Raw genomic sequence first — 19,698 nt, forward strand, 5'->3', positions numbered from 1 at the left:
GCCATGATCCCGGCCCCACATGCACCGACTCCGCCCCACGCCTATCACGCCGTGCAGTTACTGGATCGGCAGCGGCTGAATCTGGTATTGCCGGTGTATGACATTGAGGTGGATTGCCCCAGCCACAGCTTCATCGCTGACAATGCCATTGTGCATAATTCCATCTGTACCACGCGCATTGTCGCCGGAGTGGGGGTGCCACAGATCACCGCCATTGCCAATGTACGCGCCGCGCTTGAAGGCACCGGCGTGCCCTTGATTGCCGATGGTGGGGTCCGCTATTCCGGCGATCTGGCCAAGGCCATTGCCGCCGGGGCGCATAGCGTTATGCTCGGCGGGCTGTTTGCCGGCACGGAAGAAGCGCCCGGTGAGGTGGAGCTGTATCAGGGGCGCTCCTACAAATCCTATCGCGGCATGGGCTCACTGAGCGCGATGCAGCAAGGTTCATCGGACCGCTATTTTCAGGAAAGCGAAAGCTCGGTGGAGAAATTTGTGCCGGAGGGCATCGAAGGCCGTGTGCCCTACAAAGGCACCATTGTCGCCATCATCCATCAGCTGATGGGCGGTCTGCGTTCCTCCATGGGCTATGTGGGCTGTCGCAATATCGAAGAAATGCGCACGCGCCCGGATTTTGTACGCGTCACCAATGCGGGCATGCGCGAAAGCCATGTGCATGATGTGGCGATTACCAAAGAAGCGCCGAACTATCGGATGGATTAGCGAACAGAGTGCTGAGCTTTACTCAGTCATAATGGATCGCCGAGTTGTACTCGGCTGGGTTTAAATCCGTGTCCCAGTGTCCCGACCAGCCGAGTGAAACTCGGCGATCCTGTGCAAATTAGAGATAGACAAAACCCATGTCAAGCTACTGGAAATTGCAGTCTCGCACACAGACCCGGCAAGCCCTATGGCAGGTGATCATCAGCCTGCTCATCAGCCTGCTGCCGGTTGCCGCGCTGGCACAGACGTTGATTTTACAACCGGGCGAACGCTGGCAAGATAACGGCTTGCAGATTTACTGTGCGCCGGAACGCACAACAGCGCCAGAACACAGTCCGCACAGCCCCCGCCCACCAGGCAAACCGTTACCGCATAGCGCTGTGGGTGCGCCGATTGTGCTGGAATCCTGCCAGTATTGGGATGATTTTAAGCGCAGCTGTCTGTTTGAGCAGCGCACCCATCATCTGGGCGCACTGCAATGCGTTGAGGAATGCCAGCACTGGGATGAATTTGCGCGGCGCTGCCTGTTTCAGACGCAATGCACCTATCATCCGGACTCGCGCCGCTTTGTGCGCACCCAATGCGAACGCTTTGATAGCTTCTCAGGCCGGTGCCTGCATACCCAAGACCAGCTCCTGCAGCCTGCGCGGTGAGTGATGCGCTCCCGCCGCTGGGGCTGTATGTGCACCTTCCTTTTTGCCTGCGCAAATGCCCCTATTGCGATTTTAACTCCTACCCCACACCGCCCACGTCGGCCCAGCAGGGCCGCTATATCCAGGCCCTGCTTGCCGATCTTGATGCCGATCTGCAGGCGTATCCACACATCCGCACGCGCCCGCTGCACAGCCTGTTCATCGGTGGTGGCACCCCCTCCTTATTCGCCCCGGCGGCACTGGGCCAGCTTTTAGACGGCGTAGGTGCGCGCTTGCACTGTCCGCTGGGCCTGGAGATCAGCCTGGAGGCCAACCCCGGCACCCTCAATCTTAAGGCCCTGCGTGCCTATCATGCCTTGGGAATCAACCGCCTCTCCCTGGGCATTCAAAGTTTTCATGCACCCCATCTGCGTGCCCTGGGACGGCTGCATGATGCGCACGCTGCCAGACAGGCCATCTGCGATGCGCACATCGCCGGATTTAGCCGCATCAATCTTGACCTGATGTTTGGCCTGCCTCAGCAAAACCCGCAACAGGCGCTTGCCGACCTCAACACCGCCCTGAGCTACGCGCCAAGCCACCTTTCCTGGTATCAACTCACCCTTGAAGAAGATACCCCCTTTGCCCATCACCCCCCGGCGCATTTACCCGATGAAGAAAGTCTCTGGGCCATCCAGCACGCCGGGCTTGCCCGTCTGGCCGAGGCGGGCTATCAGCACTATGAAATCTCTGCCCACGCCCCGCCGGGCATGGAATGCCAACATAACCTCAATTATTGGCAATTTGGCGATTATCTCGGCATCGGTGCCGGAGCACACGGTAAAATCTCTAGCCGCAGCGCCGCGGGTACGCTGGTGATCGAACGGCGCAGCAAACAGCGTGAGCCACAGGGCTATATCGAGCAGGCGCTGAACGGGGCGTCCTTGCTGGCCAGCGCCTATCAACTCAGTGCCAGTGATACCGTCTTTGAATGTATGCTCAACGCCCTGCGCCTGCAGGAGGGTATCCCGCTTTCATTGTTCACCCAACACACCGGACTCACCGCCTCATGCCTGCAATCGCCCTGGCAGCACGCCATCACTCAAGGACTCATGCAAAACCACCCCAAACAGCTAGCCCCCACGGCGCTGGGCCAGCGTTTTTTAAATGACCTGCAAACCCTGTTTTTGCCTACATAACGGCAGACGCATCTGGCGTTCATTAAAAAGCAGGGGCAAATTTTGCATTGCTCAACAAGAGGATATCGGCTGCGATAAAGACAAGGCGTAAATTCATTATGTCGTCATCAAGGACTGTTAGCCTGCTCAGGATTCTTGCCAGACCTTGTTTCAGTGTGACGGGCGTCTTACCTTGGGTCGTAGGACTGGTTGAGCACCAGGATTAGATAGATGGGCTGGTGGAAGATAAGCTGACGCGGCTGAAAAATTAACGCATTCATTTTATTGAAAAAATGCTCAATAAATGCTTTAAATTTCAACTGCGTCGATCCGATTCAAAGAATGGAAACCTTATTTACATTCATCGTATATTGGTTCTTTGGGGCTTTTAACATGATACCGGTTCATAAAATAGTAGCCGCTGTGGGCATAGCCGTTTTAGGTGCCACGTTGCTGTCAGGTTGCAACAGTTCATCCAATTCCAGTCACTCATCGAATCCCGGCGAGGAAACCTTCCGCTTGCAGCTTCTGCATTTTGCCGATGTTGATGGCGGCGGAACCGCCGCGATGTTTAACGTCGATGCGTTTTCCGCCTTGGTCAACCATTTCCGCAACCAGCATCCAGAGCGAACCCTGCTGATCAGTTCCGGGGACAACTACATTCCGGGCCCCATTTTTGAGGCCAGCACGAATTCGCGCATGGCCGCTGTCGTTGGCAAACCCGGACAGGGAAGGGGAGAAATCGTCATTCAAAACCATCTGGGTGTGCAAGCCACTGCGGTTGGCAACCATGACCTTGATACGGGTCCCTCGGGTTTTGCAGGCATCATTTCTCCCGACGGCGAATATCCGGGTGCCCTCTGGCCTTATTTGTCCGTGAATATCGACTTCACCGCAGATAGCGCAACCGCCCCTCGCCTGCAAGCACCCCGACAGGAGGCAAGTCACTTGCCTCCCGGTTCGCTGGCACGCAGCGTCGTCATAACGATCAGCGGTGAGCGGATCGGGGTTGTCGGCGCAGTGACCCCTACCCTGCCTTCCATTACCTCCGTTGGCAATCTGACCTTAACACCGAGTCCGTTCAGCGAAGATGCCGCCGGTTTTGATGCCCTTGCCGCAGTCATTCAGGAAGAAGTGGACGCGCTGAGTCAAGAGGGGGTCAACAAGATTATTTTGGCCGCACACATGCAGCGCATTAACGTAGAACGTCAGCTGGCACCTCGGCTACGCGATGTGGATATCATCATCGCCGGGGGCTCCAACAGCATTTTAGCGGATCAAAATGACCTGTTACGCGATGGAGATAGTGCCGTCGGCACGTATCCAGAAATCTATACCAGTGCCAGCGGTGAGCCGGTTTTGCTGGTTAATACCGATGCCGATTACAAATACCTGGGGCGTCTGATGGTCGAGTTTGACAGCCACGGCGTCATTATGACAAATCGTCTGGATTCAGGCTTGAATGGTGCCTGGGCGGCCACCCCGGCAGTCGTTGAGCAGCTGCGCGCTGAACCTATTCCGGAAGTGGTTGCGGTAGCCCGTGTGATTCGTGAAATCCTCGCCGAACAGGATGGTAGTGCCTACGGCATTACCCAGGTCTTCCTGGAAGGTCGCCGGACGCCGGTACGCAGTCGCGAAACCAATCTGGGCAATCTGTCCGCAGATGCCAATCTCTGGTATGCCTCCATCATGGATCCTGAAAACCCGCCGCTGGTTTCGGTCAAAAATGGCGGTGGCATTCGTGCCCCGATTGGCTCCATCATTGTTCCTCCCGGTGCCGAGGACCGTATTGATCTCTTGCCCCCCGCAGCCAACGATTTTGGCAAACCTGCCGGCGGAATCTCACAACTGGATATCCAGACCGCGTTTGCCTTTAACAATGGTTTGGCGCTGGTGGATATGACCGCAGCCGAACTCCGCGATTTGCTGGAAGAACTCGTCAGGGGTAGCTTTGGGCATACCGCTGGTTTGCGCGTTGAATTTGACCGCGCTTTCCCGGCCCGCCCCAGCGGGGATACCAATCAAGCTCTGGCCAGTGGCGGGCAGCGAGTGCGTAACATGCAGGTCTGCCTGGGTCAGTGGAATGGCGGCGCGTGTCTCGGTGGATGGGAGACCGTCGTCAGCCAGGGGACGACCCAGAGCACAGGTCGCTCATATCGAGTCGTTGCGCTGGATTTTCTCAATGCATGCGCGGCACCCGCAGGTAGTCAATTCGCCCGCCCAAATTGCGGCGACGGGTGGCCATTCAACGGGCTGGCGCACGCCAACTTTGCCTCACTATTGGAAGATCGTTTCCAATCCCGCGATCCCGGACAGGCGAACTTCTCAGTTACTGGTGGTGAGCAGGATGCCTTGGCAGAATATCTGCGCGTCTTTCATCCCGATGCAGCGCGTGCCTACACATTGCCACCCGATATCAACGAGCGCATGATCAACATTACGCCCTAAACGCAAACCCGACGGGGAAAGAACTTCTAACCTATAAATTAAAGACTACGCGCTGCTGGCGGGGCGGGCGTGCAAGGTGTTCATTGCCTTGTCAAACTGCCCGGTGATCATTTGAGGAATCAATGGGAGGGTGTGGGCGATGGCCTCGTCAATGGCTTTGGCCTCGACGTGGCTCGGGCGCTCTAATACGTAGGAAACGACTTTGGCACGTTCACCGGGGTGGCCGATGCCGATGCGCAGGCGGGCAAAGTGTTGTCCGAGATGATGGCTGATGTCACGCAGGCCATTGTGACCGCCATGGCCGCCGCCTCGCTTGAGGCGCACGGTGCCCGGCGGCAGGTCCAGTTCATCATGCACCACTAAAATAGCCTCGGTGGGGATGCGGTAAAAACTGGCCAGTAATTTCAGCGATTGGCCGCTGCGGTTCATGAAGGTCTGCGGTTTGAGCAGCCAGCAGGGCTGTCCCGCGATGTTAATGCGGCATGCCTCCCCGGCAAACTTATGCTCAGGGCGAAACATGCCGCCGTGTTGGTGCGCCAGCTGATCGACCAGCCAAAAACCGGCATTGTGCCGGGTGTCGTGGTATTGATTGCCGGGATTACCCAGCCCGGCAATCAGTAGGATCGGATCAGCACTCGCCATGACAACACATTAGGCGCTGGCGCTGCTTTCCTCAGCATCGTCATCACCGCCACTGGTACGGCTCTTGATGACGTTCATCACGGGAAGATCATGATCACTGCCTGCATCATGAGAAGCCAGGGCAACCAGGGTCACTCCTTGCGGCATTTGCAGTTGTGACAAGTGCAGGGATTCACCGGCCTGCATGTTGGCTACATCGACCTCGATAAATTCCGGCAGATGTTCGGGCAGACATTCGACCTCTACGTCGGTGAGCTGGTGGGTGATCATACCGCCACCCAGTTTGACGCCTACGCAGTTTTGCTCGTTGATGAAATGCAAGGGGACATGCATGCGGATCTTTTCCCCTTCGCTGACCCGTTGCAGGTCTAAATGCAAAATCACCGGCTTGAAGGGATGGCGTTGCAAATCACGCAAAATCACGCGCTCGGTTTTGCCATTGAGGGTCAAGGTGAGAATGTGCGAATAAAAAGCCTCATGTGCCAGATTCAGCAGGATGGTATTGTGATCCAGCGAGATGCTTTGCGGCTCTTTGCCGGCGCCGTATAAAATCGCGGGCAGTTTACCCGCACGGCGCAGGCGGCGGCTCGCACCTTTACCTTGATCCGTGCGTGATTCAGCTTGCAGTTCAAAACTCACACTCATTGCTTGTATCTCCAAAAAAAGAAAAAAGCCCGCTCCGCGACCAGAACAGGCATGATGAACAGCTCAATAGAAAACACTAACTCTTCGCCCTAAGGCGGGGGATATTGACTTGATCAGTCAATAAACAGGGAGCTGACAGATTCTTCCCGGTTGATGCGGCGGATGGTTTCAGCCATCATTCCGGCCACTGAAAGCTGACGAATACGCGGGCAGGCCTGGGCCTCGGGACGCAGAGGAATGGTATCGGTGACGACCAATTCATCAAGCTGTGAATTGGTGATATTCTGAATCGCTGCACCTGAAAGTACCGGATGGGTGGCATAGGCCATGACCCTGGCTGCACCATGATCTTTCAGTGCCGCTGCTGCCTGACAGAGGGTGCCTGCGGTATCCACCAGGTCATCGACAATCACGCAGTCCTTGCCTTCGACATCGCCGATGATGTGCATCACCTGGGATTCATTGGGTTTGGGGCGGCGCTTGTCAATAATCGCCAGCTCGGCATCATCCAGACGCTTGGCAATTGCCCGGGCGCGTACCACCCCGCCCACATCCGGTGAAACCACGATCAAATCCGGGTGTTTTTGTCGCCAGATATCTCCTAACAGAATCGGTGAGGCATAGACATTATCCACCGGCAGATTGAAAAAGCCCTGCACCTGATCAGCATGTACATCCACGGTCAGCAAGCGATCAATGCCCACCGCTTCCAGCATATTGGCAACCACTTTGGCGGAAATGGGCACCCGCGCAGAACGCACTCGGCGATCCTGACGCCCATAGCCAAAGTAGGGAATGACCGTGGTAATCCGCCCCGCCGAGGCCCGGCGCAGGGCATCCACCATGATCAGCAATTCCATCAGATTATCATTGGTGGGGGCACAGGTGGACTGCACGATGAACACATCGCGACCACGCACATTTTCCAGAATTTCGACCTGAACTTCGCCATCGCTAAAGCGACCAACAACGGCTTTACCCAAGGGGATATTGAGGTGGTTGACAATCTCGCGGGCCAGCTGGGGAACCGCATTTCCGGCAAAAACCATCATCTTGCTTCTGTCAACCACAAGTTGATTCCTAACAGACTGAATAAGGCGAAGGATAGAATTTGGCTGGGCCGGTAGGATTCGAACCTACGCATGCCGGGATCAAAACCCGGTGCCTTACCGCTTGGCGACGGCCCAGTAATCACTAAACAAAGGAGTTGACACTCAGTATGCAGACAACCTCGTATGCAGAGGAGAACAATTACATCCCTTGGCGACAAAGCCCTGCCACGCACTGGGCAATTGCTTGGCAATGTCGTGTGCCTGCGCTGCATCCGCAAAATGGGCAAACGCGCATCCGCCAGTTCCGGTAAGCCGCGCATTACCCGCTTTTTCCATAAGCCAATCAAGCGCTTGGGCTATTTCCGGATAGCGCATCCGAACCACTGGCTCGCATACATTAGTGACTGCCCCCGAGATGAAGTCGCATATTTTGACGGGTTTGCAATCACGTGTCAATTGCGGATCATTAAAAATAATCCCCGTAGCCACACTCACCCCCGGATTAACGACCAGATACACCGGCTCGGCAATGTCTACTACCTGTAAATGCTCGCCCACGCCCTCGGCCCAGGCGGCGATGCCATGCACAAACACGGGCACATCGGCGCCCAGGGAAAGCCCTAAGGCCGCGAGTTCATCGAGGGTTAAATCCAGACCCCAGAGGCGATTTAAAACCCGCAGCGTGGTGGCGGCATCCGAGCTACCCCCGCCCAGTCCGCCGCCCATCGGCAAGCGCTTATGCACGGAGATCTCAACGCCGCCGGGATAGGCGGTGGCGTGCTTAAGGGCGAGCGCGGCGCGCACGGTTAAATCCTGCTGCGGGGGCACATCGGCCAGGGCCTGAGCGCGCAGGACCTGGCCATCGTCACGCAGCGCAAAATCCAGCGTATCGCCATAATCGAGAAATTGAAACACCGACTGCAACAGATGATAACCATCCGCCCGGCGTCCGGTGATGTGCAAAAAAAGATTCAGTTTTGCTGGCGCGGGCCAGCCTTGCAAAGGAATGGATGACATGGCCTGGTGCTTGATCTGCTATGGATAAAATGTAAATTCTAACACGCGCCGCCCTTTTGCCTAACATTCGGGGGTAGGGTAAAAAACTGTGCTCAGTAGACACCGGCGGCGTCGGGCTTACCCAGCGAAGGAATGTGTTCATCAGACGGTGTGTAGCCGAGGCATTCTCCCAGGGCGCGGAAAGAACGCGAACGCAGGATGCGTCCGCCACGTGGCGGCACGAAAGCCACGCGCCCGCAGCACCGGGGGAGCGCCGAGTTTTACTCGGCCGGTTTTTAGCGCGGGCCCGATGATGGGCCGAGTGCAACTCGGCGTTCCAGATAACTCCCCCGCCCCTGCGCGCCCCCCTCCTTAAAAAAGAGGGGGCGTCTTTGTTTTTTTGAGGCGGCATCTGGAAGGTCAAGACCCCCTCCCCGCCTGCGGCGGGACTCCCCCTTGGCAGGGGGAGCCTTTTTATGGGTTAAAACACGGCATGGGTGAGGGCGAGTAACAGGCCGGGGAGCAGGCCCAGGGCGATGAGGAGCAGGCCGTTGAGGCTCAAGGCCAGGGTGAGGTCGCGGGCGGGGCGTGGGGTGGCGGCGTGGGTGGGGGTGTCGAAGTACATGCGTTTGATGACGCGCAGGTAATAAAACGCGCCGATGACGGAGAAGATCACCGCGTACAGGGCGAGGGCGAGGTGGCCTTGGTCGAGCAGGGCTTGCAAGACAATGAGCTTGGCATAAAAGCCGAGCAGGGGCGGCAGGCCGGCCATCGAGGCCATGAGAACCAGCATCAGGAAGGCGAGCCAGGGGTGGTGGTGGTTAAGGCCCTGCAGATCGTCGAGGGTTTGCGCTTCGTGTTCGCCGCTAAGGGCGAGCAGTACGCCAAAAGCGCCGGCGGCGGTGAGGGCGTAGACGAGGATATAAAACAGTGCGGCGTGGTACCCGGCGGGGGTGGCGGCGAACAGGGCGAGGGTGACAAAGCCGATGTGGGCGATGGTGGAGTAGGCCAACATGCGTTTGAGGTTGTGTTGGGCGATGGCGGCGAGGTTGCCCAGGGTTAAAGACAGTACCGCCAGGATCATCAGCATCCCTTGCCAGTCTACGGCCAGCGCGCCCAGCCCTTCGATGAGCAGGCGCAGGACCAGGGCCAGCGCGGCGAGTTTGCTGACGCTGCCGATAAACAGCGTGACCGGGGTCATGGCGCCTTCGTAGACATCGGGGACCCAGGCATGGAAGGGCACCGCGCCGAGTTTGAAGGCGAGCCCGACGAGCAGGAAGGTGAGCGCAAAGCCCCAGGCCAGATGGGTGAGGCTGCCGGGGTCGGGCAGGCTGGCCGGGTCGCTCAGATGGGCGGCGAGGGTGTGCAGTTCGAGGGTGCCGGTGAGGCCATAGACGATGGACATGCCGTACAGCAGCAGGCCGGAGGCCAGCGCGCCGAGGACGAAAAATTTCATCGCGGCTTCCAGTGCCGGGGGGTGTTCGCGGTTGAGCGCGACCAGGGCGTACAGACACAGCGCCAGCAGTTCCAGCCCCAGATACAGGGTCAGCAGGCTGTGGGCGGAGATCATGATGAACATCCCCAGCACGGCGAAGAGGATGAGCACATAGAACTCGGCGCGGGGCAGGTGGGGGCGGCGTTCGAGGTAGCTGCGGGTGTAGATCAGGCTGACGGCGGTGAGCAACAGCACCGCGCTTTTGAGCAGGGTGGCCAGGTCGTCGGCGACGTAGTGATGGTTGAAGGTCAGGCTGCGGCTCTCCGGCGCACTCCACCAGACCCACCCCAGCGCCCCGGCGAGGGTGAACTGGCTCAGGCCATACAGCAGGGTGTGGCGCTGGGCGCTGACAAACACCGCCAGCATGAGCAGGGCACAGCCCAGGGTTAAGAGCCACAGCTCCGCAGCGGCCAGGCTGAAATCAGGCAGTTCAAAGGTCATTAAGCAATCCTAATCAACAGATAAAACGTCACTGGCGGATCGCCGAGTTTTACTCGGCAGGTTTTTAGCCCGTGTTCCGATGAGCCGAGTGCAACTCGGCGCTCCAGATAACCACCCCGGCGCTACGCGCCACCCCTCCTTGAAAAGGAGGGGTGTCCGTTTCCGTTTGCGCGCCCAGGGCTTACAACAGCTTGGAAACGGCGACATGGGCCAGCAGGTGTTCCAGGGTGGTGTGCATCATGTGCAGCAGCGGCGCGGGCCATAGTCCCAGCAGCAGCACCAGGGCGGCGAGCAGGCCAAGCACCCAGGCCTCGCGGGCGCTCAGGTCGTGCAGTTCAGCCACACGCGGGGCGACGATGGGGCCAAACACCACCCGCTTGATCAGCCACAGGCTGTAGGCCGCGCCGAGGATTAAGGTGGTTGCGGCGAGTACGGCGATCAGCGGATGGGCTTTGAAGCTGGCCAGAATCACCAACAGTTCCCCGACAAAGCCGGAGGTGCCGGGCAGACCGGCGTTGGCCATGGCAAACAGCACAAACAGCGCGGCGAACCAGGGCATGGTTTGCACCACCCCGCCGTAGTCGTTGATCTGGCGGCTGTGCAGACGGCTGTACAGGGCGCCGACGCAGAAAAACAGCGCCGCCGAGATCAGCCCGTGGGAAATCATCTGCACCATCGCCCCGCTCAAGGCCAGCACTGCGCCTTGTGGCAGGGGGGCGCTGCTGTCCAGGGCGGTGGGCAGGGCGGCGCTGTGGCTGCCGTAATAGATCATGAAGATGATGAAGGTGCCCAGGGTGACAAAGCCCATGTGGGCAATGGAGGAATAGGCAATGAGCTTTTTCATGTCCTGCTGGGCCAGGGCGACAAAGCCGATATACACAATGGCCACCAGCGAGAAGGTGATCATCAGCCAGTCCAGCGCGGCGGCGGCATCCGGGGTGATGGGCAGGCTGAAGCGCAAAAAGCCATAGCCGCCGATTTTGAGCATGATCGCCGCCAGCACCACCGAGCCGCCGGTGGGGGCCTCGACGTGGGCATCGGGCAGCCAGGTATGCACTGGCCACATGGGGATTTTCACCGCAAAAGCCCCGAAGAAAGCCAGGAAGATGAGGATCTGCGCGGTCATGCCCAAGGGCACTGCGTGTAAGTCGGTGAGCGCAAAGCTGCCGGCCTGGGTATACAGATAAATCAGGGCAATCAGCATCAGCACCGAGCCCAGGAAGGTGTACAGAAAAAACTTCAGGGTGGCATAGATGCGGTTTGGCCCGCCCCAGATGCCGATGATCAAAAACATCGGGATCAGCATGGCCTCAAACAGCACATAAAAGAGGATCGCATCCTGCGCGGCAAAGACCCCGTTCATCAACCCCGCCAGCGCCAGAAAGGCCGCCAGATAATGCGCCACCTGCTGCTTGACCGCCTCCCAGGCGGCGATGATCACCAGCACGTTGATCAAGGAGGTCAGCACAATCAGCGGCAGGGAGATGCCATCGACCCCCAGGGCGTAGTGAATGCCCAGCGGGGCAATCCACACCACCTGCTCGACAAACTGCAAGGCGGCGCTGTGCGGGTCAAAATGCACCACCAGCGGGATGCACCAGGCCAGGGTCAGCACCGCACAGGCCAGCGCCAGACGCCGCGCCCCTTGCGGAAAGGCATCACCGACCAGGGCTACCAACACCGCGCCCACCAACGGCGTCCACATCACCAGGGTTAATAAAGGCCACTCAGCAAACATCAAAAAGTCCTGTTGGGTTGACTAAAAAAACACCTACCGGGAGCGCGGAGCACCAGCTCCGCACCGGGGGTGCCGAGCTCCAGCTCGGCAGAGATAATGAATGCGGAGCTGGTGCTCCGCGCTCCCAGGGCTACCACAGCATCAGCCCAAAGATCAGCAGGCCGAGGATCATGGCGAAGGCGTAGTGATACAGGTAGCCGCTTTGCAGGCGGCGGATGCGCTGTGCCAGGGCGCCGATGCTGCGGGCGCTGCCGTTGACCAGCCAGCCATCAATCACGGTGCGATCGCCCACGCGCCATAGCAGCCGCCCCAAGGCGACGCTGCCACCGGCTAAGACTTTGGCATTGAAGGCGTCAAAGCCGTATTGACGCAGCAACACCGCCTGCACCCAGCGCAACCGCGCCGCGATCACGCCCGGCCAGTGTGGGCGGTGCAGGTATAAAAGCCACGCCAGCGCCACGCCGCTCAACGCCAGCCATACCGGCGGCATCATCAGGCCGTGCAGGATAAAGCCGCCGATGCCGCTGTAGCTCTCGCCCAGCTGCGCCAGCACATCACGCGCCGGATCGACCGTGAGCACGCCGTCAAAGAAATCGCCAAACAGCAGCGGCCCGACCACCAGCCCGGCCAGTACCGAGGGAATCGCCAGCAGAATCAGCGGAATCGTGACCACGGGGGGCGATTCGTGGGGGGTGTGACTGGGAGCGCGGAGCACCCGCTCCGCATCAGGGGTGCGCAGCTCCGGCTGCGCATGATGATGATCATGAGTGTGATCATGTGACGCGAGCTGCGCATGATGATCATCTGCGGAGCTGGTGCTCCGCGTTCCCGGTGGCTGGTGAAACACCATAAAGATCATCCTGAAGGTGTACAGGGCGGTGACGAAGACCCCGGCGAGGATGAGTACATAGGCAAAGCCTGCGCCGGGGAGGGTGGACAGGGCGACGGCTTCGATGATGGCGTCTTTGGAGAAAAAGCCCGACATGCCCGGAAAGCCGATCAGCGCCAGGGCGCCGATCAGGGCGGTGACGTAGGTAATCGGCATCACCCGCCACAGCCCGCCCATGCGGCGCATGTCCTGCTCGTGGTGCATGGCGATGATCACCGAGCCGGCGGCGAGGAAGAGCAGCGCCTTGAAAAAGGCATGGGTCATCAGGTGAAACAGCCCGGCGGCGTAGGCCGATGCGCCCAGGGCGACGGTCATATAGCCCAGCTGTGACAGCGTGGAGAAGGCCACCACCCGCTTGATGTCGTGCTGCACCAGCCCCAGCAGGCCCATGAAAAAGGCACTCAGCGCGCCGATGATCAAAATCACGCTCAAGGTGGTCGGCGAGGCCTCAAACAACGGCGACAGCCGCGCCACCATGAAGATCCCGGCAGTGACCATGGTGGCCGCATGAATCAGCGCCGAGATCGGCGTCGGGCCTTCCATCGAATCGGGCAGCCACACATGCAGCGGCACCTGCGCCGATTTGCCCATCGCGCCGATGAATAACAGGATGCAGGCCAGGGTCAGCAGCGAGGTCTCATACCCGGCCCACAGCGGCACCTGCGCCTCGCGCAAGCCCTCCACCTGGGCAAAGGTGGCGGCATAGTCCAGGGTGCCGGTGTAGAGCACCAGCGCGGCAATGCCGAGAATAAAACCAAAGTCGCCAACGCGGTTGACAATGAAGGCTTTGAGGTTGGCATGAACCGCCGAGGGGCGTTGATGCCAAAAGCCGATGAGCAGATACGACACCAGCCCCACCGCCTCCCAGCCAAAAAACAGCTGCAGGAAGTTGTTCGCCATCACCAGCATCAGCATGGCGAAGGTAAACAGCGAGATATAGCTGAAAAAGCGTTGATAGCCGGGGTCATCACGCATATAGCCGATGGTGTAGATATGCACCATCAGCGAGACAAAGGTCACCACCAGCATCATCAAGGCGGTGAGATTGTCCACCAGAAAGCCGATCTCAAAGCGGATGCCGTCGCTGACCAGCCAGGTGTAGACGGTTTCGTTGTACACCGGCGCACCGCCAAACACATGCGCCCAGAACACCCACACGGATAGCCCAAAGGCGATACCGACCCCCAAAATGGTCACGCTTTGCGCCCCGCGCCGCCCGATCTGCCGCCCCCATAAACCGGCCACCAGCGCGCCCACAAGCGGCGCCAGCACAATGCTTAGATAGACCCCATCCACGGCTTAGCCCTTCATCTCGTTGAGTTCACCCACGCTGATGGTGCCGCGCACCTTAAACAGCATCACCAGAATCGCCAGCCCAATCGCCGCCTCGGCCGCCGCCACCGTGAGAATGAAAAACACAAACACCTGCCCGGCCAGATCCTGTAAAAAATAGGCAAAGGCGATGAAATTGATATTCACCGCCAACAGCATCAGCTCCAGACACATCAACACGATGATCAGGTTCTTGCGATTGATGAATAAACCGGCCACCCCAAGGCAAAACACCACTGCCCCAAGCACCAGATAATGCGATAAGGTGATCATCAGCTCCTCGTTTATATTTAAAAACACCAAGCCTGGGAGCGCGCAGCACCAGCTGCGCAAAGATGTTTAATGCGGAGCTTAAGCTCCGCGCTCCCAGGGGGCTGCGCGCCCCGATCCAGAAAAAACCCCATGATGGATTTATGCCTACACAATGTGTCGTGAAAAAACCCGTTTAGCCCGGACACCCGCGTCGTGATAAAACCCTCGTTTATCCCGGCGCTCCCGCCTACTTCTGGCGCAAATCCACCATCTTGATGCGATCTTTGGCACGCACCTTAACCGCCTCGGCGGGGTCGATGCTTTTGCTGGTGCGGCGGCGGCGCGGGTCCAGCGTCAGCGTAATCGCCGCAATCACCGCCACCAGCAAGATCACCGCTGCGATCTCAAAGGGGTAGACATATTCGGTATACAGCACCTGCCCGATGGCCAGCGTGTTGTTATAGTCCGCCCCGGCGCGCAAGGGGGTGGTGCGCTCAAACACCGTCTCGCGGGTGAGCACCCAGATCATCCCCGCGCCCATCACCAGCGCCACCAGCCCGCCGATCGGCAGATAACGCACAAAGCCCTCGCGCAACTGGCTTACATTGAGATCCAGGGTCATCACCACAAACAAAAACAGCACCATCACCGCGCCCACATACACCAGCACCAGCACAATGCCTAAAAACTCCGCCTCCAGCAGCACCCACAACACCGCCGCCGCAAAAAACGCCGCCACCAGCGAAAGCGCCGCGTGTACCGGGTTTCTCACCGTGATCATCAACAGACTCGCCAGCACCAACACCGCCGCAAAGCCATAAAACACTGCTAATTCAAGGGTCATTTAAATATCCTGTGGGATCGACGAGTTGCACTCGGCTGGTCGTGCAACCGGTTTATGGATTAAAAACCTGCCGAGTACAACTCGGCGCTCCCCGCTAACGATACGGCGCATCGAGGGTGCGGGCGTGCTGGATGGCGGTTTCGTGTTCATCGCCGTAGGCCAGCAGCATCGCCTTGGTCTGGATGGCGTCTTGGCGTTGTTTGAAGTCATAGGCAAACACCTGCGTCTCGACAATCGAGTCCACCGGGCAGGCTTCTTCACAAAAGCCGCAGTAGATGCACTTAAACAGGTCGATGTCATAGCGCGTGGTGCGCCGGGTGCCGTCGTCGCGGGTGGTCGATTCGATGGTAATCGCCAGCGCCGGACACACCGCCTCACACAGTTTGCAGGCAATACAGCGCTCCTCGCCATTGGGATAACGGCGCAGCGCATGACGCCCGCGAAAACGCGGCGACAGCGGCGTGCTTTCCTCGGGATATTGCACCGTGATCTTGCGCGCAAACAGATACCGCCCGGTCAGCCGCAAGCCCTGGAACAACTCCCACAGCAGAAAACTTTTGAAAAAATGACGTATGTGCATGGTTTTCTCTCGTGCAAACTGGGAGCGCGGAGCACCAGCTCCGCATAAAAAAACCACAAGGCCTGCGGCCTTGTTGCGGAGCTTAAGCTCCGCGCTCCCAGGCTTAACTAAACCACGGCCCGAGGTTGAAGCCGATGGCCAGGCCGATGACGACGATCCACACTAACGTCACCGGGATTAACACCTTCCACCCCAGGCGCATGAGCTGGTCGTAGCGGTAGCGCGGGAAGGTGGCGCGGAGCCAGAAAAACACGAACAGGAAAAACGCGGTTTTCAGCAGCAGCCAGTGAATCCCCGGCCCCAGGAGCCAGCCGATGACCGGCAGGGCAAAAGCCGCCTCGGGCAACAGGCCCTCAAAGGGCGACAGCCACCCGCCGAGAAACAAAAGCGCAGTGAGGGCGGCAATCAGGATCATGTTGGCGTATTCGGCCAGGAAGAACAGCGCAAAGGCCATGCCGGAGTATTCGACGTGAAAGCCGGCGACGATCTCTGACTCGCCCTCGGGCACGTCGAAGGGGGCGCGGTTGGTCTCGGCCACCCCGGCGATGAAATACACCACAAACAAGGGCAGCAAGGGCAGCCAGTACCAGTGCCAAATACCGCCTTGCTGGGCGCTGACGATCTGCCCCAGGTGCAGGCTCCCGGCGGCCATGAGTACGCCGACCAGGGCAAAGCCCATGGCGATTTCATAGGACACCATCTGCGCCGCCGAGCGCATCGCGCCGAGCAGGGCGTATTTGGAATTGGAGGCCCAGCCGGCGAGGATGATGCCGTACACCCCCAGCGAGCTGAGCGCCAGCACATACAGCAGCGCGGCGTTGATGTCGGCAATCACCCAGCCGTCGCTAAACGGGATCACCGCCCACACCGCCAGCGCCGGCACCAGCGCCAGCACCGGCGCGAGCAAAAACAGGTAGCGGTTGGCCTGACGCGGCAGGATGATTTCCTTGGTCAGCAGCTTGACCGCATCGGCAATGGGCTGTAGCCAGCCGCGTGGCCCCACGCGATTGGGGCCGATGCGCACCTGGATATAGCCGATCACCTTGCGCTCGGCATAGGTGGCATACGCCACCGCCAGCAGCAAGGGACTCACCACCATCCCAATCTTGAGCAAAATCTCCAGCAATAACGGCAATTCAGGCATATATTTCTCTCTACCGAGGGATCGCCGAGTTGTACTCAGCGGGTTTTTAATCCGTAGATCGGTTGCTCAATCTGCCGAGTACAACTCGGCGCTCCGACTCCGCGCTCCCGGTTAGCGCACGTCTACCAAGCCGTAGGCGGGGCCGAGGGCGGCAGTGGCTTTGACGCCCAGGGGCAGGACGATGGAGCCGAGCGGGACGCCGGGGTCGCGCTGTAATGTCAGATCCACCACCATGCCATCCTGGCGCACTTCGATGCGCGTCTGGCTGGCGGGGATGCCATGATGTTTGGCCTCGTCGGGGTGCAGGCGCGCCACGCTCACGCCCGCCTCGCCATAGGGCAGGGCTTGCAGGGGCGCGGCGCGGCGCACCATGCCATCGCTGCCCAAGGGCGCACGATAGCTTTGCCGCCACAGGCCCCGGCGGGTGTCGGCCGGGCAGGCATAGGGCGTGTCGGTGGCGTTTAACAGCAGATAGGGGTTAGGCCGGGGGCCGGGCGGCGGACACAGTGCCGCCAGTTCCTCGCGCAGTTGTTGCGGGCTGTGATAGTCAAAATTGGCCAGCCCCGCCAGGGTGCCCAGCACCCGCAATACCTTCCACGCCGGGCGCGCCTCACCCGGCGGCGGTATCGCCCCGGCCATGCTTTGCCAGCGCCCTTCGGCATTCACCCAGGTGCCGCTGCTTTCCGGCCCGACGGCAATGGGCAGGAGCACATCGGCGTGATCCCACAGCGCCTGACTGGGGTAGGCGCTCAAGGCGACCACACTGCGCGCCTCGCGCAACCGCTGACGGGCCAGGGCCGGATAGGCGGTGTCGCGCTCGGGTTCTACATCGAGAATGAAGTAACGCTTGGCCGGTGCCTCCCAGCCGGCGGTTTCGGAGGCACACGGGCGCGCCGCACCGCCCGCTTGACGGTGACGCACCGCCCCGGCCAGATAGGCCCCGGCACTGTTGGCGTGGCTGGGTACCTCGCCCCAGGCGCTGTGGCTATGCTCCGCCAGCACACTGGCCAACGCCCGCAGCAGACTGTAATCCGGGTGCAAGGTAAGCTGACTGCTGAGGAGGATCAGGAGCGCCGAGTTGTACTCGGCTGGTTTTGAATCCATAGACGGGTCGCCCGACGAGCCGAGTGCAACTCGGCGCTCCGGCGCTCCCAGGCACAACACCGCCAACACCGCTTCATCGTCTTTATGCAGCACGGCGCGCCCTAAGACCTCGGCCAGGGCGGCGGGGTAGGCCACGCCCTGGGCATCGAGCAGCGCCCGGGTCAGTCCGGCGAGGCGTTCGACCAGGCCGCTGGGGTGGACGATGTGATGCGCGGCCAGCGGGTGCAGCGGCTGGGTGTTGTAGGTTTCCAGCAGCCAGATCTGCGTGTCGTGATGCAGTGCCGCCTGTCGCAGGCGGTGATGCAGGAGCGGTTGATCCTGACGCGGCCCCGGCCCCAGCCACAGCAGCTGTTCCAGCCCGGCGATGTCATCGAGCGCCATGCCCAGACTGGGGTAGGGCGCTTCGTGTTCGGGGTGGCGCAGGTCGGTCTGTGACAGGCGATGTTCCAGGCGCTCGATGCCCATACCGCGCAGCAGCTTTTGCGCCAGATACAGGCTTTCCAGCGGTTGTTGCGGCGAGAGCCAGGCTTGGCTCTGCGCCGGTTCAGCGCGCAGAATCTCCAGCGTGGCCTCCAGCGCGGTGTCCCAATCGCAGCGCTGCCATTCGCCCTGGCGGCGGATCATCGGATGGTGCAGGCGTTCGGCGCTGTGCAGGCCGGTGTAGGCGAAGCGGTCGCGGTCACTGAGCCAGATCTCGTTGATGGCTTCACAGGCACGCGGCACCACGCGCATCACCTCGGCGCCCAGGGTGTGCCAGTACAGGTGCGAGCCGAGGCTGTCATGCAGCCCCAGCCCCGGCTGGGCGCGCAGCTCCCACGGCCGGTAGCGGTCTTTGGAGGGTTTGGCGGTGAGCGCACCGACCGGACACAGGTCAATGACATTGGCCGACAGCTCATGGGCGAGGGTGTGGGCGACAAAGGTGCCGATGCGCATAAACTCGCTGCGCCCGGTGGCCCCCAGCTCGCGCAGCCCGGCAATCTCGCTGCCAAAGCGCACACAGCGGGTGCAGTGAATGCAGCGGGTCATCTCGGTGGCAATCAGCGGCCCGAGGTCTTCATTACACACCGCCCGCTTGGCCTCGCGATAGTGTGACAGCCCCGCGCCATAGCCTTGCGCGACGTCTTGTAACTCGCACTCCCCGCCCTGGTCACACACCGGGCAATCCAGCGGGTGGTTGATCAGCAAAAACTCCATGGTCGCCTTTTGCGCGGCGCGGGCCTTGGGCGAGGCGGTATACACCTTCATCCCCGCCATCACCGGCGTGGCACAGGCGGGCAGCGGCTTTTGCGACTTCTCCACCTCCACCAGACACATCCGGCAATTCGCCGCAATGGCGAGCTTTTTGTGGTAGCAGAAACGCGGAATCGCAATCCCCTCACGATCCGCCACCTCAATCAGCAACTCGCCCTTGCGTGCCCGACACACCCGGTCGTTTATGCTTAACTCAATCACATCCTCAGTCATGCGTGTTCGGTCTCATCTGGGAGCGCGGAGCACCAGCTCCGCAACAAGGCCGCAGGCCTTGTGGGTTTTTTTAGGTGTCTGCGCCGCTGCGGCTGGGAGCGC

At 60.1% G+C, this 19,698-nt stretch carries 16 protein-coding genes, 1 tRNA gene and 1 pseudogene; 4 read left to right on the top strand and 14 right to left on the bottom strand.

Translation table 11 applies throughout. From position 1 onward, the window contains the following. Positions 1-159: 159 nt before the first annotated feature. From THISIDRAFT_RS09010 to THISIDRAFT_RS09025, 4 genes and pseudogenes are all read left to right on the top strand, one after another. Positions 160-720, top strand: a pseudogene (locus tag THISIDRAFT_RS09010) (guanosine monophosphate reductase); the annotation flags it as partial. A 137-nt stretch (positions 721-857) separates the two neighbouring features. Then, complete coding sequence (locus THISIDRAFT_RS09015) at positions 858-1,373, top strand: hypothetical protein (RefSeq protein ID WP_006786705.1); 516 nt, start codon at positions 858-860, stop codon at positions 1,371-1,373. After that, positions 1,370-2,551, top strand: a complete 1,182-nt coding sequence (gene hemW / locus THISIDRAFT_RS09020; RefSeq protein ID WP_006786706.1) for a radical SAM family heme chaperone HemW — start codon at positions 1,370-1,372, stop codon at positions 2,549-2,551. Before THISIDRAFT_RS09015 ends, hemW begins: the two co-directional genes overlap by 4 nt. A gap of 498 nt (positions 2,552-3,049) precedes the next feature. Then, positions 3,050-4,978 (top strand): bifunctional metallophosphatase/5'-nucleotidase, encoded by a 1,929-nt coding sequence (locus tag THISIDRAFT_RS09025; RefSeq protein ID WP_159098504.1) that lies wholly within the window; start codon positions 3,050-3,052, stop codon positions 4,976-4,978. Positions 4,979-5,023: 45 nt separating this feature from the next. Here the strand turns inward: THISIDRAFT_RS09025 and pth are convergent, their stop codons facing one another. The 14 genes from pth to nuoG form a co-directional block, all read right to left on the bottom strand. Then, a complete protein-coding gene (pth, locus tag THISIDRAFT_RS09030) occupies positions 5,024-5,620 on the bottom strand; it encodes an aminoacyl-tRNA hydrolase (RefSeq protein ID WP_006786708.1) in 597 nt (198 codons plus the stop codon). Positions 5,621-5,629: 9 nt separating this feature from the next. Continuing rightward, the gene (locus THISIDRAFT_RS09035) at positions 5,630-6,265 is read right to left on the bottom strand and encodes a 50S ribosomal protein L25/general stress protein Ctc (protein ID WP_006786709.1); all 636 of its coding nucleotides are present in this window, start codon (positions 6,263-6,265) and stop codon (positions 5,630-5,632) included. 113 nt (positions 6,266-6,378) lie between these two features. Continuing rightward, positions 6,379-7,317, bottom strand: a complete 939-nt coding sequence (locus THISIDRAFT_RS09040) for a ribose-phosphate diphosphokinase (protein WP_174269466.1) — start codon at positions 7,315-7,317, stop codon at positions 6,379-6,381. Positions 7,318-7,377: 60 nt separating this feature from the next. Then, positions 7,378-7,452: transfer RNA gene (locus THISIDRAFT_RS09045), tRNA-Gln, on the bottom strand. A 27-nt stretch (positions 7,453-7,479) separates the two neighbouring features. Beyond that, positions 7,480-8,334, bottom strand: coding sequence for a 4-(cytidine 5'-diphospho)-2-C-methyl-D-erythritol kinase (gene ispE / locus THISIDRAFT_RS09050; RefSeq protein WP_006786711.1), 855 nt, complete (start codon positions 8,332-8,334; stop codon positions 7,480-7,482). A gap of 92 nt (positions 8,335-8,426) precedes the next feature. After that, complete coding sequence (locus THISIDRAFT_RS15040; RefSeq protein WP_256439198.1) at positions 8,427-8,555, bottom strand: hypothetical protein; 129 nt, start codon at positions 8,553-8,555, stop codon at positions 8,427-8,429. A 239-nt stretch (positions 8,556-8,794) separates the two neighbouring features. Then, positions 8,795-10,249 carry an NADH-quinone oxidoreductase subunit NuoN gene (gene nuoN / locus THISIDRAFT_RS09055; protein ID WP_006786712.1) on the bottom strand — a complete coding sequence of 485 codons (1,455 nt, stop codon included), beginning with the start codon at positions 10,247-10,249 and terminating at the stop codon, positions 8,795-8,797. A 181-nt stretch (positions 10,250-10,430) separates the two neighbouring features. Further along, positions 10,431-11,987 (bottom strand): complex I subunit 4 family protein, encoded by a 1,557-nt coding sequence (locus tag THISIDRAFT_RS09060; RefSeq protein WP_006786713.1) that lies wholly within the window; start codon positions 11,985-11,987, stop codon positions 10,431-10,433. 130 nt (positions 11,988-12,117) lie between these two features. Beyond that, positions 12,118-14,172, bottom strand: coding sequence for an NADH-quinone oxidoreductase subunit L (nuoL, locus tag THISIDRAFT_RS09065; protein ID WP_006786714.1), 2,055 nt, complete (start codon positions 14,170-14,172; stop codon positions 12,118-12,120). Between the two features lie 3 nt (positions 14,173-14,175). Next, positions 14,176-14,481, bottom strand: coding sequence for an NADH-quinone oxidoreductase subunit NuoK (nuoK, locus tag THISIDRAFT_RS09070; RefSeq protein ID WP_006786715.1), 306 nt, complete (start codon positions 14,479-14,481; stop codon positions 14,176-14,178). Positions 14,482-14,707: 226 nt separating this feature from the next. Continuing rightward, positions 14,708-15,304 carry an NADH-quinone oxidoreductase subunit J gene (locus THISIDRAFT_RS09075; protein WP_006786716.1) on the bottom strand — a complete coding sequence of 199 codons (597 nt, stop codon included), beginning with the start codon at positions 15,302-15,304 and terminating at the stop codon, positions 14,708-14,710. 94 nt (positions 15,305-15,398) lie between these two features. After that, entirely contained in the window at positions 15,399-15,884 is a 486-nt protein-coding gene (nuoI, locus tag THISIDRAFT_RS09080; protein ID WP_006786717.1) for an NADH-quinone oxidoreductase subunit NuoI, read from the bottom strand. Between the two features lie 103 nt (positions 15,885-15,987). Then, entirely contained in the window at positions 15,988-17,028 is a 1,041-nt protein-coding gene (nuoH, locus tag THISIDRAFT_RS09085) for an NADH-quinone oxidoreductase subunit NuoH (protein WP_006786718.1), read from the bottom strand. A gap of 111 nt (positions 17,029-17,139) precedes the next feature. Beyond that, a complete protein-coding gene (gene nuoG / locus THISIDRAFT_RS09090; protein WP_006786719.1) occupies positions 17,140-19,596 on the bottom strand; it encodes an NADH-quinone oxidoreductase subunit NuoG in 2,457 nt (818 codons plus the stop codon). Positions 19,597-19,698 lie beyond the last annotated feature (102 nt).

The sequence above is a fragment of the Thiorhodospira sibirica ATCC 700588 genome, assembly GCF_000227725.2.
GTDB classification, from domain to species: Bacteria; Pseudomonadota; Gammaproteobacteria; order Ectothiorhodospirales; family Ectothiorhodospiraceae; genus Thiorhodospira; species Thiorhodospira sibirica.